Source organism: Halobacteriovoraceae bacterium (assembly GCA_020635115.1).
Taxonomy (GTDB): Bacteria; Bdellovibrionota; Bacteriovoracia; order Bacteriovoracales; family Bacteriovoracaceae; genus JACKAK01.
In genome coordinates this window covers 101,453-114,214 of record JACKAK010000010.1, presented here as the reverse complement: position 1 = coordinate 114,214, position 12,762 = coordinate 101,453, and the positions used below count along the sequence as shown (strand labels likewise).

Genomic DNA, 12,762 nt, shown 5'->3' with positions numbered 1-12,762 from the left:
TAATTCATGGCCAAAGAATCAAGGGTCAAAAGTGTGAAATTATTAATACAAAAAACTTAGTTGCGTGTCACTGTAATTATGCCATTAAAATATGAGACGTTAACACCGCCTGAGAAATTTAGTGGACCTTTTTTATTATTTTTAACCATTTGCACAGCACAATCCAATTGTTTGTGTATTTTTCCTCTTTTTTTGGATGATAAACTTTTAATTGCTTCACGCAGGGAATTTTTTAGGGGTTCATCATAAATTTTATTTTTATCAACTTTGATTAATAAACAGTTATTATCCACTTTTATATCGTAATAGTTGTTTTCATTTTCTAACTTTTTAAGGGCAAGAATTTGTTGGGCCTGGGAAACATAATGTTTTAGTATTTGGGGGTAAATTTTCTTGAGATGAGGTATAACCATACTTCTAAGATAATTTCTTTCAAACTTTATATCTGAATTTGAGATATCTTCGAAAAATTTAATTTTTTCGTGATGAGCAAATCGGTAAATTTGCCTTTTTGATACACATAAAAATGGCCGGCAAAATTTTCCTCTGCAAGCAGGGATTCCTATTGAAGAGAGTAAATTTGAAGATTTACTTCTTTGCATAAGGGACCATTCAAATGAATCATCTAAATGATGGGCCATAAAAATCTTTTTTAAACCTTTATGTGAATGAAAAAATTTATAACGTTGATTTCTGGCCCACAATTCAAAATTTTTCAATGGTGGATTTTGTAGAGTTTTTGTATGAAATACAAGATTATGCTTTATACAATATTCTTTCAAAAAATTTTGTTCAATTAAACTCTCTGACCTAACATTGTGATTTACGTGGAGGACATGTAGTTTTACATTTTTACGTTGAGATGCCATTTTTTGGAGGAAATGCAATAAGGCCATTGAGTCAACTCCAGAAGAAACTGCTACTCCATAATCTCCCTCAGTTTGAAGCATATTCATGCGCCCCATAAAACTCTTTACAGTTTGTGCAAACAAGAAAGTATATCTTTTTGAGAACTTGGCCGACATTTTTTTTTCCAAAGTGTTGACAGTCATGCTTGGCATGATTAATATCCATTCTTGTTAACTTAGCGAACACGTTGAGTCAATCTATTCATTTTAATGGCCTCGTAGCTCAGTTGGTTAGAGCGACAGATTCATATCCTGTAGGTCGGCAGTTCGACTCTGCCCGAGGCCACCAATCAATCTATTTCCAAATCCCAAATACTTTTTTAAAAAAGATAATATGCACTCTGATAATTTTTTTTAGATTTTTTCATTTTTGAAATTCTTTCAGGCCCATAAGACATCAAATTTATATTGTGCTAAGACAAGAAGCAATCAATCTCAACAATTTAAAGGAGATTCATTTTATGAGTTCAGTAGGGCCAATAGGACATTATTTAATTTATGAAGTGCAACCAGGCGATAGTCTCTCCAAAATTATTAATAATAATTTTTCAGAAATTAGGATCCCTTACAGACCAAGATTAGATAGGGATGGACTATTAAAATTTATAGAAATTATTGTGCACAACAATCCTGAAATAAATAATCCAGATTTAATTTTTCCAGGTCAAATTTTAGATTTAGCTCCCTACAAAAGACGTCATTTTGAAATCTATGGCCCTGCTGATAAAGTAATTCTCAGAAATTTTATTCGTTACAGTTCGAGACAAGAATTAAATGCTCTTAATAGGGCGCAAGGAACCTTAGAGTTTATTGGTGAAAACACAAAACCTACCGATTGGGTTGGATTAGGGAGATCGGGAATTCTTGCGGCCACGACAGACTTTGTTTCACAATATAGATACGCGTTTGAAAGAATACAAAAAAGCATCAATGATGGAAATTTTGTGTATAAAAAAGGAAGTAACAGTTTGGCAAAAGAGCTTGCAAAAGCTTTAGAACTCGGGGCAGTCAAACAAGAAATTAATGAAATGAGTAAACTTATCTTAGGCCGAATTAAGGGATTCAATTACAAAGAATACTTAAACCCATTTTCTAAAACAATAGTTTTACCCGACCATTTAAATAAAAAGAAAACTTTGGCCTATTTAGAACGTGCTTTTCAAAACATTAAGTATGCAAAATATATAAAAGCTATTTCAGGTTACGGAATTGACATTGCTTTAGGCGTTTATAAAGTGGTTATTGAAGAAGGAAATAAAATTAAAGTAACCTTTGAGCAAACAGGTGGAATCATTGGAGGTATTGCCGCATCGGCCGGTGGGACTTATGTTGTTTGCACATTAGCGCTTAGTTTACCTTCTGGTGGAACAAGTGCATTCTTCTGTGGTGCTGGAGTTGCTTTTACTTTTGGAGCAGCAGGAAATTGGGCAGGAGAACAAACGGGTGGTTATCTCTATAATACTGGGGAAACTCTCTATAATAGTAATTTATATTGATTTAAAAATGAATCTCACCAGTCAGTTTTGTATGCTTTATTTCTGGATTTCAAATTGTTTGAATGCATTACCTCTATTGAGGTAATTATTTTATTAATTAGAGCTTTTAATCCAATTTTTCTTAGCTTTTTCAACTGAACTATATGTAGGCAAATAATCATTCTCAAATACTTTAATACCTGAATTAGATATAAGAAAACGAGTGCTCTCATAAAGGGAGCCTGGCCCCTCTAAAGCAAGCTCAAAAATTAATTTATTTTCATTCGTACTCAAAACTTTTCCCACTTCGGACAACATACTCATTTTCTTAAGAAGTTTATCATTATCTTTTTGTCCAAGATGAAAAAAACTTGTTAAGTACTTAACTTCAATAAAATGATTTCCATAAACAATGTCTATTTCATAATCCATTGCCTTCTCAAGACCATTTGAAATCAAAATATCTTTTTGTGCATCAGAAAGATAATTTTCAAGAGTTACTTCAAACAAATCAACGTAACCAACTTTTAAAGCAATAAGCAATTCTCCCCAAACTCCGTAAGATGATGATAAATATGTTCCGAGTAGAGATTTTTCTTTTTGATTTGAAATGGACTCACCGGTAGGTCTCTTTGTGTTTTTCAAATGTTTTAAAAAAGGTTTTTCATCAATTGTTGTTTTCAATTTATCAATAGTGAGTAAGATAATGGCCCTATTTACGCTTGATAACTGGTAGCTATCTAAGAGTTTACTCAATAAATCAATTTGTGTTTTTTTAAAATCTTTAATTTTTAAGAAGGCATTTCTCACACTCTCATTTCGGTCAAATATTCTTAAAAAATGATCAATATGCTGAGGAGCACCAGCGATTATATTTTCTACTTCCTCTATAAGTTTATCCTGTGAAATATAAGGGTATTTTTCAGATTGATTAAAATATATTTTTTCACAATAGGTGTTTAAAAGATCTTGATAAGTCATATTTTTGAAATTATGTGAACTTGCACAAAAAGTAGAAGAAATTATTAAAAAATAAAATACAAAATACATCATATTCCTGGAGTAAATGTGGTGGCCGGATAATACAAATTCGAAAAACAAACGGCCATATAGTTTGAAATTTTTTACTAGGAATAATATTCAATTAAGAAAAAATTAACATTTCTAAATTAATTTAAACTGATTTAAATATTTTTATTTCGTTCTTTACCTTTAAGCTCTTTTGGTAATAGCAACCAAGGACTTTTAAAAATATTCTTAACCCACTCTTTAAAACTGAGAGTCAGACTTATTCGAGATCGGTCCTCAATGATATCAAAGAGAGACAACGCTTCGATAAGATATTTTAGATCGTTTATTTTTTCCTTTGTGAGATTAACGAATTTTGCGCCAATACCATTTCTTTCACTATCGATATAAACAACATGAGCATCGAGATCAAATATTTTCTCATCAAAGATAAAACGGACTCGGGCCAGATGGTTTTTCTCGAAGCTCCCTTCTGTTTGAATAAAAATTCCAGATTCAGAAATATTGGTCACTTTCCCTTTAAGATTTATTAGTTTATCAGTTCCTAAAAAGTTGAGATTTACTAAATCACAGTCAATTAAAGACTTATAACGTGCTTTTTGTTTCCACCACTGAATATCGTCTTCATCATAAATTTTTCTCACCGAAGGAAAAAGAAAATAGGTCACGACAAAAATATTCAATGCAAAAAGTGCTATACAAGTTAACAGTAATACATAGTCCCCACTCAGTAATAAATTACTTAAAAAACTAAAATTGATTGCAGCTACAATAAATTCAATGAGAAGAAAAATGAACAAGCTCCATCGTTGAAACATAAGAATTGAAATACCGGCCATTGGAAAAAGAAATAAACCTAAGACATTTATAATTGCATATTTGGAATATATTAAACCAAGTAAATATTCACGAACTGGACTATTAAAAAAGAAAGAGTATAAAAAAAGCCTAAAAATTGGCTCGAGCAGATGCAAAAAACCTAAAACAACAATTTCCCATGGCCTTACTTTCATAGAATGTCCCTTCTTTAATAAAAACAATTGGTTATATTCTACTAAAGCTCAAAGAAACTTCAAGAGAAAGTAATTATATACTAATAGCTCATATTGTCATATAGTACGCGACAGTTTTGCTTTTTTCGGTCTAAATATGCATAAAATGAATCTAATTTCTTTGCTCCTTTTTTTGATTTCATTGTCAGCTTTGACACAAGATGGAAATATTGAAAGTAATCTTAAAGGGCCAAAAAAATATGAATTTTCGATTCTTTTTACAAGGAATAATTTCAAAAACAAAAATACATATAACTTTTTAGGACTTGGCCTTAAACACCTTCGACCTATCAACTCCACCTGGGAAATGGGTGTTGGTGTAAGTTACCTTAACTCACAAGATCTTTTTAATCCTTCTACTAGATCTTTATTGTTTTCATCTGAAATGCACCATTTCAAAACAAGCTTTGGGCCATCTTATTCATTTCTAATTATAAAGAAATTGAGATTTAAACTATCAGTCCTTATGGATGTCGGTTTTTTCAGAGAAACAATAATTGGTAACAGTTATGAGTCGCAAAATGAAATCCAAATTGACTCTTATACTTATGGCCCACAAACTGCCTTACAATTTTTTATTACGAAAACTTTTTCAACTTCATTTTACTATGAGTTTAAAAAACATCGTTTTAAAAGATTTATACGAACTGTCACTTCTGAAGAGAAGCATAAATTTAAAACTGAAAAACAACGCAATGAATTAGATAGCAATTACCTTGCAAAACACGATGTTTCAACTCATAGTTTAGGCATATGTGCTAATATGCATTTTTAGTTGCCTATTAAAGTGGCATTTTGTTATTTTTCTCCAGAGGTGTTTACTATGAACTATGAATTACGTCCGCCTGCGTTTCCAGGTTCCTATTTTATAAGTTTTGAAGGAATTGAAGGTTCTGGAAAATCTACACAAATTAAGCTCGTTGCAGAATCATTAGAAAAAATGGATTTTCGCACTATTATTCTCAGAGAGCCTGGTGGAACACCCTTTGGAGAAAAACTAAGAAACACTATGCTTGAGCAAAAAAATGATATTCACCCTCTTGCAGAATGTTTTCTTTTTTTAAGTTCACGAACTCAACTCCTCCATGAGGTGACCTTAAAGGAGCTGGCCATTCCTGGTACTGTTATTATTTATGATAGATATATAGATAGCACCCTCGCTTATCAAGGAAAGGCCAGAGGTCTTGGACTGGAAACTGTTTTACAGTTTCACCAGAAGTTTCCGCTCAATCTGGCCCCTCATCGCACATACTACTTAGAGATAGATTTAGAAACCAGTCTAGAGCGACAGAAAAAGCGTCAAATACCGAAAGATTATTTTGAATCGAAGTCCAACCAGTTTCACCTTGACCTCATTGAGGGCTATAAGCAATGTATTGAGCTTTTCCCTGGTAGATTTGTTTCAATAGATGGACGAGAGACAATGGAAACAATCCATGATCAAATCGTCCACAACTTCAATCAGCTGGTACATAAGTGAAAAGTATTCTGTCAATTCTATTAGACAAATACAAGCAACAGAAGCTTGCTCCTTTTTACATTGCGCGCTTCCAAGACTACAGCAGTGTTGATCAGTTGGTATGGGCCGAAGATTTACTAGAAAAAATCTATCAATCTGAAAACTTAAGTTTTTCATGGTCAAGGGCCGATGTCTTATTGATTTCGCCGCAAGAAAATAAAAATCAATACATGTTAAATGATGTCAAAAAGCTTGATCGTTTTTTAGAGTATGCACAAATTGAGCTAAGTTGGCGTTTTGTGATATTTGAACAAGCTGAACTCTTAACTATTCCGATCCTCAATAAATTACTAAAAACTCTTGAAGCTCCGGGGCAAAATGTTTGTATTCTTTTTTTGGCCCCAAGTGCGCATAAATTTATTCAGACAATCGAGTCTCGGGCACTTTCTTTGAGTATTGGTTTCAAAAATGAAGACGGCCAATTACTTGAAATACTTAATGGTTCCTTTAAAAATATGGAATCTAAGGATCTATCACTTCTCACTCCGGAGCATCACACGATTGCTCAACTTATTTCACAGTATATTACAGGTGTTAAAACCTTACATGACTGCGTTGACCATTTAAAGGATAAAAGAATGCTCGCGCGTCAATTCTTTGATATCTTCACCCTGTGGAGTGAGAATAATTGCAAAGATTTTCATCAAATAACTTATGCACTTTCAACTGTGAAATCGGCCAAAGAATGTTTTAAGTATCATAATTGCCTCATCACTCCACTTACTAAAGCACTGCAACTAATGATGAAAACAGAGAAAATTATTTAAACCACCTCATGCAGTGAACCTTTACAAGAGATGTCATAAAGATGAGTATATCGGGTCAACATAGAAAAATATTGGATATAAAATATGAATAAGGACAATGAAACATCAGAGGATTCTCTAAAAGAAGAATCTGATTTTATAGATTCTCGTCCAGAGGGACTTCAGATAGTTAAGCGCCCGGAAGATGTTGAAAAAGTTGCCCAGGGAGAACAAGCTCTAAATAAAAAGGATGAAACAGTTGATGGCCAGTTGGGACTTGATGAAGTGGCCAACAAAGACAATTGTGAATTCACTCCAGGTGAGTCTCTAACATTTATAAGGGTTAGATTTCCAGGCAATGCAAAAGGCCAACCCTTTCTGATTGGTGATTCACAATATATGTATGGACAAAAGGTAGTCGCATTAAGTGACCGCGGAATGACTGTTGGTTATGTCAATTCCTTCCCGTATCAAGTGAAATTTAATCGAGGCCTTTTACCAATTAAGAGAATTAATAAAATTGCAACTGATGATGATTTAAAAAAGCAAAAGTCTTATTATGACAGAGAAAGAGATGCTGAGAAAATCTGTCTAAAATATATTGATCAGTATGAGCTAGAAATGAATCTTACGCATGTTGAGTTTGTCCAAGGTGGCAAAAAAGCGGTATTTTATTTCAATGCACCAGAAAGAGTAGATTTTAGAGAATTAGTGAAGGGTCTTGTCCAAGATTTAAAAATGCGTATTGAACTTCGACAAATTTCGGTTAGAGACAGGGCCGCAGCAATAGGTGGCATAGGAGCATGTGGTTTACAAACATGCTGTTCATCATTCCTGAAAGACTATGGAAATGTCAGTATCAAAATGGCAAAGAATCAAAACTTGGCACTCATTCCAAGTAAAATTAATGGAGTCTGTGGGCAGATTAAGTGTTGTATAAAATATGAAGACGATGTTTATACGGATAAAAGAAAAAAACTCCCAAAAGAAGGAAATATAATCAAAACTCTCAACGGAGATATTGGAAAAGTCTTAAGATTACATATCATCCCGGAACAATTTGATTTACTTACGACTAAAGGAGTTAAAAGAAGATATACGGTTGATCAATGGATCGTTTCTGAAAAACTAAAAGATAAAGATTTTCCTGAAAAACTCCACCATATTACTGATGAGACATCTACTGTTATAGGACTTAAGAATCAGCTGGAATCAGGAGAAGACTTCCAGACGGAATATGTTGAGGATTTGGAAGGTGAGCTGATTGATGAGATTGAAGAAGTAAATATTGATGAGTCGCTCCTAAAGTATCAGGATAAAGATGATGATGTAACTTATGAGAATAATGACCGGACTTTGTATCATAAGGAAAAAAAAGATTCTCGGCCAGGAAGAAACAATCAATCAAAAAATTTGTCAGACAACAGAAATTCAAAATCTCGAAACAAAAGTAAAAACTTCAAAAACAAAAAAAATTATCGACCTAAAGGCCCTAAACCAGGTCAATAAGTAGCTGGATATGAATGAGAGGATTAAAATTCTACACACCTCTGATTGGCATTTGGGTAAGAAACTTTATTCATTTTCACGTAACGAAGAACATAAGTACTTTTTAAATTGGTTAATTAATTGTTTAGAAAAAGAAAAAATTGATCTGCTTTTTATAAGTGGAGATGTTTTTGATTCCCCTACTCCTGCGAATTCAGCAATTGAGGATTATTTTTCATTTTTACATAGAATTTCAAGTATTAAAGACCTAAAGACATTTATCATTTCAGGAAATCATGATTCACAAAACTTTTTACAGGCCCCGGCAGAACTTCTCAAACATTTTAATATTGAAGTAGTGACAAACATTAATGACAAAGTTGATTTTGAATTTAAAATCAGAAATACAAATATACATATTAAATGCTTTCCTTATTTCCGAACTACAGATTTAATTAAATATGCCCATGGTTTGGATCATAATACTCAAAACAAATTTGAAGATTATGATTTTCAATATCTAATTGAACATTTTTTAAATAAATCAATAGACAAAAATAATCTCAACCTTTGTTTGGCCCATCATCTTTTTGCAAATTATCATCTTTCTGGATCAGAAATTGGATTACATCTAAGTGGATTAGATTCAATCCCAAAAGAGTCGTTTTTAAACTATAATGGTGTCTTTTTGGGGCATATTCACAAAAAACAAGATTTTAGTGATAAACAAAAATATATGGCCTACTGTGGTTCTCCTTTGGCCCACAGATTTAGTGAAACAAACAAGAAGCAGATTGCTATCATCGAATTTGACAACGATAAATATCAAACAAATTGGATAAATGTTCCGACATTAAAGGAACTCTTAAGTTTAAATATAACAAAATATGAAATCGACAATTTACCGGAAACTTTTCAGGATGAATCCAAAGAAATATTACTTGAATTATTTATTACATTAGATGAACCATATCCGAATTTATATGAAAAAATCAGGACGATACTGCCTAAGCATGTAAAACTTCTTTCTCTTCAAATTAGTGGCCAGCAATATGGTCAAATCAAAGATTATAAAAAAATAAATGGACTAAATGTGACTGAATTATTCAGTGATTTTTATAAAGATAAGTATCAAAAAGAAATTCCACTTCATATCAAGAAAAACTTTGAAAACATCCAACAAGAAATTCTGGATTCAAAGATAGTACAACAACAAAATGATGGAGTGGCCAATGAGGTTTAAAAAAATAATCCTCGAAAATATTGCTTCATTCAGAAATAAGACGATTATCGATTTTGATTCACTTCCCCCTGATGAAATATTTGCCATTACAGGCCCCACGGGAAGTGGAAAAAGCACAATCATTAACAGCATTGGTCTTGCGCTTTTCGGACGTAGTATCAAAGGAGGCTCACACTCTAAAGATTATGTCACAACTGGCCAGCAACAAGGAAGTATTGAGCTAGATTTTGAGCATTCAGGACATATTTACAAGGCCCAATGGATTTGTAAAACTCAAAGGAAGGATGGAACTGACTTAAAAAATGTACAAGTTAAACGTGTATTCTATAAAGATAATCAAATTTTTGATGATGAAATTGAAAAAATTATCCCCTTATCATTTGAACAATTTACGAAAACGATTATCTTGCCTCAGGGTGATTTTGCAAATTTTTTGTCTGCGAGTTTCACTTATCGTAAAGAAATATTAGAAAAAATAGTTTCAAATTTAAATTTGGGTGAAATAAATTCTTATTTGAAACAAAAACATAAAGACGAAAAGCTTCAAATCTCTAATCTTCGCGACCAATTAAATATTGGTCTTCCATATTCTGATAGAGAAATTCAGATGATGATCGATGATTATTCTTTGGTTGAAAAGAAGTCGTCTGAATTAAAGTTGATTTTAGGAAATTTTGATCTTTATTATGAAAGAGTTAAAAATATTCTCTCATTAATTGAAACAATTGATAGATTTCGATTAAAAATGCATAATTATGAGGAAACTTATCAAAATCTTTATAAAAAAATTCAAACTCAGATTTATAAACGAGATGAAGCAAAAATAAGAGTTGAAAATGCTCTTAAAGAGGAAGCAAATAACCGTCCTAAACTTCTAAAGGCCATCCAACTGGAAAATGATCTACTTGGATATTCAGATCAGATTTCATCTAAAAAAAATGAAGTTAAAAATTTAGCAGAACAGATTGAACAGGGGCAGAACGCCCATGATGAAATCGAATCAGAAATGAATGCGTGCACACAAAAAATTCAAAAAATACTCCGTTGGATAGAGCTATTTAATTATAACTCATTTAGTGATGAGTTTTTTTTATCTCTATGTAATAAAACATCAAATTTGCTAAGCGAATACGACAATATTAGTAGACCAAAAGAAGATTGTTTTAAACAAGGTTTAATTTTAAAAAATGATTTATATGTACTTAAAGATAGATATTCAATATGCCGTTTACAAATTGATAATCTCAGCGAAATAAACGCTAAGGAGTTTGAAAATATTCAAAAAATAATTTCCGAGCTTGATATTCAAATTCAAAATGTTCAAAATAATCTCCAAGATATTAAACGTCTTGATAATGAAATATTGTCCCTAAATGAACAACATATTCAGAATAAAAAAATATTAGAGTCCCTTAACAAGAATAAATGTGAAACTTTAACGAAGATAGAACTGAAACAGAAAAATATTAAAATTCATCAACTAGAAGAGAGTATCCTAATATGTCAGGAACACGCTAAGAAAACTGAGATTTGTCCAGTCTGCGATCGGCCTTTAAAGTATCCATTAAATACGAAAAACTCTTCTGCTGAAATAGAAAAATTACTCAAAGAAGAGAAAATTTTAAACGATAATCTAAAAGAAATTGAAGAAGAAATAGTAAAGGTTAAAAATATCGAATATAAATTGGAACAGTCTTGTGTTCTTTTAAAACTTGAAAGAAATAAATTTAATAAAGCAAACTTATCGATTTTTTCAAATTTTAATGTCACAACTTTAGAAGATTTAACTTCTTTTAATCACAAAAAATCAACTGAATTAGAATCTTATCGTACACATCTCTCTCTTAAAGAAAAAAATCAGGTACAAATTGAAAACCTCCGAGAAAGAATTAAAGAAATTGAAATAAAAATTGAAATTAATAATCAGACTTTTAAAGCATTTAAAACTAGATTTGAGTCTATTCAGTTTGAAATTAATCAATTCTTTGAGCAAATTGAAAGAAAGACTAGTCTTTTATCACCATATTTCAAACAACAAAAACTAACTCATTATATAAAATCCCGGGAATTATTATTACAGGCAAAAACCGAATTCAATTTACATCAAAAAAGACTCTTCGAGAGTAAGAATAGATTAACTGAAAATAGCGATAAATTTATCTACCTAAATAAATTAATCCAGAAATTAGAAGAAGATGTAATCTCAATCCAAAAAGAACTTATACATTTTAACAATCAGGGTAGCATTAGTGCGAGTCAAGCACTGATAAAACTCTCAAAATCGACTCAGGACGCACACGATTTTCAAAAAGAAGTTGAAGAGAATTTCCAATCAATTAATCTTTCATTAAAAGAAAGTGAAACGACCATAAAAATGTGTAAAGATAATATTAACCAAAGCAAGACCATTTTGTCTCAAGAAATTTTAGAGATAAACGGACTCTCTGCACAGATTAAAAATAAGCATTTTCCTGTTCTCAACGAGGAATTCGTACTCTCGAGCAAAGAAAATAATTCTGAAATCTTAGAATTCTTAAATGCTAATATTCAGTCTGAAATTCATAACCTGAAAAATGATCTAAATACTTATAATCGGAAGTTAAACGAAAACTCTGTCCTGATCGATCTTTATCATAAAAAGAAACAGAAACTCATGACTATTAGAGAGCAGTTAAATTTGATTGAAGAAAAATTCAAAGCAACTTCTACTTTGGTCGATATTATTGGAAGAGATGAGTTTAGATCATATGCTTTAAGTATTATTGAAGATTCAATTATTACCCAAGCAAATCATGAACTGCAATTTCTGGCCAGTGGACGTTATTTACTGGAAAGTGAATCAAACAAAGGTTCAAGTGAATTTTTTGTCTATGATAGGTGGTTCGCTCATAAGAAAAGAAAAGTTTCAACACTCTCAGGAGGAGAAACATTTCTAGTCAGTCTGTCACTCGCTCTAGGATTATCATCTGTCATCAAAGGTACAACAGAGATAAATTCATTTTTTATTGATGAAGGATTTGGCACATTAGATGAAGAAACACTTGAAGAAGTTTCTGAAACTCTCTTTCGTTTAGGTAAAAGTGGAAAGCAAATTGGTATTATCTCTCATGTCAAAAAACTCACCGATCAAATACCTGTTCAGATTAACTTGAAAAAATCTTCTGCAAATGGAAGTTTTTCTCAAATGGTCATAAATTAATATCTTTCTTTTGGGTCCTATTTTGTCTACAAATTGAATATGCCAGATAAGCATGGGATAAATTTATAATATTCTTCAAATTGAAATTAATTCAATCAAATAT

At 31.7% G+C, this 12,762-nt stretch carries 10 protein-coding genes and 1 tRNA gene; 8 read left to right on the top strand and 3 right to left on the bottom strand.

What is annotated here, in order from left to right; genetic code table 11:
- Window positions 1–56 precede the first annotated feature (56 nt).
- Window positions 57–1,025, bottom strand: a complete 969-nt coding sequence (gene tilS, locus H6622_15705) for a tRNA lysidine(34) synthetase TilS (GenBank protein MCB9062967.1) — start codon at window positions 1,023–1,025, stop codon at window positions 57–59.
- A gap of 95 nt (window positions 1,026–1,120) precedes the next feature.
- On the opposite strand from tilS, the gene H6622_15700 reads away from it, so the two are divergent.
- Window positions 1,121–1,197: transfer RNA gene (locus H6622_15700), tRNA-Met, on the top strand.
- Window positions 1,198–1,369: 172 nt separating this feature from the next.
- Complete coding sequence (locus H6622_15695) at window positions 1,370–2,404, top strand: LysM peptidoglycan-binding domain-containing protein (GenBank protein ID MCB9062966.1); 1,035 nt, start codon at window positions 1,370–1,372, stop codon at window positions 2,402–2,404.
- 93 nt (window positions 2,405–2,497) lie between these two features.
- Here the strand turns inward: H6622_15695 and H6622_15690 are convergent, their stop codons facing one another.
- On the bottom strand, window positions 2,498–3,433 hold the full coding sequence (locus tag H6622_15690; protein ID MCB9062965.1) for a hypothetical protein: 936 nt from the start codon (window positions 3,431–3,433) through the stop codon (window positions 2,498–2,500).
- A gap of 134 nt (window positions 3,434–3,567) precedes the next feature.
- Window positions 3,568–4,425: a PilZ domain-containing protein gene (locus H6622_15685; GenBank protein MCB9062964.1), complete on the bottom strand. Its 858-nt coding sequence runs from the start codon at window positions 4,423–4,425 to the stop codon at window positions 3,568–3,570.
- Window positions 4,426–4,570: 145 nt separating this feature from the next.
- Here H6622_15685 and H6622_15680 point away from each other — a divergent pair, with 145 nt between their 5' ends.
- The 6 genes from H6622_15680 to H6622_15655 all read left to right on the top strand — a co-directional run bounded on the left by H6622_15680 (window position 4,571) and on the right by H6622_15655 (window position 12,659).
- Complete coding sequence (locus H6622_15680; protein ID MCB9062963.1) at window positions 4,571–5,239, top strand: hypothetical protein; 669 nt, start codon at window positions 4,571–4,573, stop codon at window positions 5,237–5,239.
- A gap of 48 nt (window positions 5,240–5,287) precedes the next feature.
- On the top strand, window positions 5,288–5,944 hold the full coding sequence (gene tmk / locus H6622_15675; GenBank protein ID MCB9062962.1) for a dTMP kinase: 657 nt from the start codon (window positions 5,288–5,290) through the stop codon (window positions 5,942–5,944).
- Window positions 5,941–6,750: a hypothetical protein gene (locus tag H6622_15670; protein MCB9062961.1), complete on the top strand. Its 810-nt coding sequence runs from the start codon at window positions 5,941–5,943 to the stop codon at window positions 6,748–6,750. Before tmk ends, H6622_15670 begins: the two co-directional genes overlap by 4 nt.
- Window positions 6,751–6,834: 84 nt before the next feature.
- Window positions 6,835–8,238, top strand: a complete 1,404-nt coding sequence (locus H6622_15665) for a hypothetical protein (protein ID MCB9062960.1) — start codon at window positions 6,835–6,837, stop codon at window positions 8,236–8,238.
- Between the two features lie 10 nt (window positions 8,239–8,248).
- Complete coding sequence (locus H6622_15660) at window positions 8,249–9,460, top strand: exonuclease SbcCD subunit D (protein MCB9062959.1); 1,212 nt, start codon at window positions 8,249–8,251, stop codon at window positions 9,458–9,460.
- Complete coding sequence (locus H6622_15655; protein ID MCB9062958.1) at window positions 9,450–12,659, top strand: SMC family ATPase; 3,210 nt, start codon at window positions 9,450–9,452, stop codon at window positions 12,657–12,659. The genes H6622_15660 and H6622_15655 overlap by 11 nt, the downstream gene beginning before the upstream one ends.
- Window positions 12,660–12,762 lie beyond the last annotated feature (103 nt).

Coding starts and splice junctions, on each gene's coding strand:
- tilS (MCB9062967.1), bottom strand. CDS start 1,025: ATGTCGGCCAAGTTCTCAAAAAGATATACTTTCTTGTTTGCACAAACT.
- H6622_15695 (MCB9062966.1), top strand. CDS start 1,370: ATGAGTTCAGTAGGGCCAATAGGACATTATTTAATTTATGAAGTGCAA.
- H6622_15690 (MCB9062965.1), bottom strand. CDS start 3,433: ATGTATTTTGTATTTTATTTTTTAATAATTTCTTCTACTTTTTGTGCA.
- H6622_15685 (MCB9062964.1), bottom strand. CDS start 4,425: ATGAAAGTAAGGCCATGGGAAATTGTTGTTTTAGGTTTTTTGCATCTG.
- H6622_15680 (MCB9062963.1), top strand. CDS start 4,571: ATGAATCTAATTTCTTTGCTCCTTTTTTTGATTTCATTGTCAGCTTTG.
- tmk (MCB9062962.1), top strand. CDS start 5,288: ATGAACTATGAATTACGTCCGCCTGCGTTTCCAGGTTCCTATTTTATA.
- H6622_15665 (MCB9062960.1), top strand. CDS start 6,835: ATGAATAAGGACAATGAAACATCAGAGGATTCTCTAAAAGAAGAATCT.
- H6622_15660 (MCB9062959.1), top strand. CDS start 8,249: ATGAATGAGAGGATTAAAATTCTACACACCTCTGATTGGCATTTGGGT.
- H6622_15655 (MCB9062958.1), top strand. CDS start 9,450: ATGAGGTTTAAAAAAATAATCCTCGAAAATATTGCTTCATTCAGAAAT.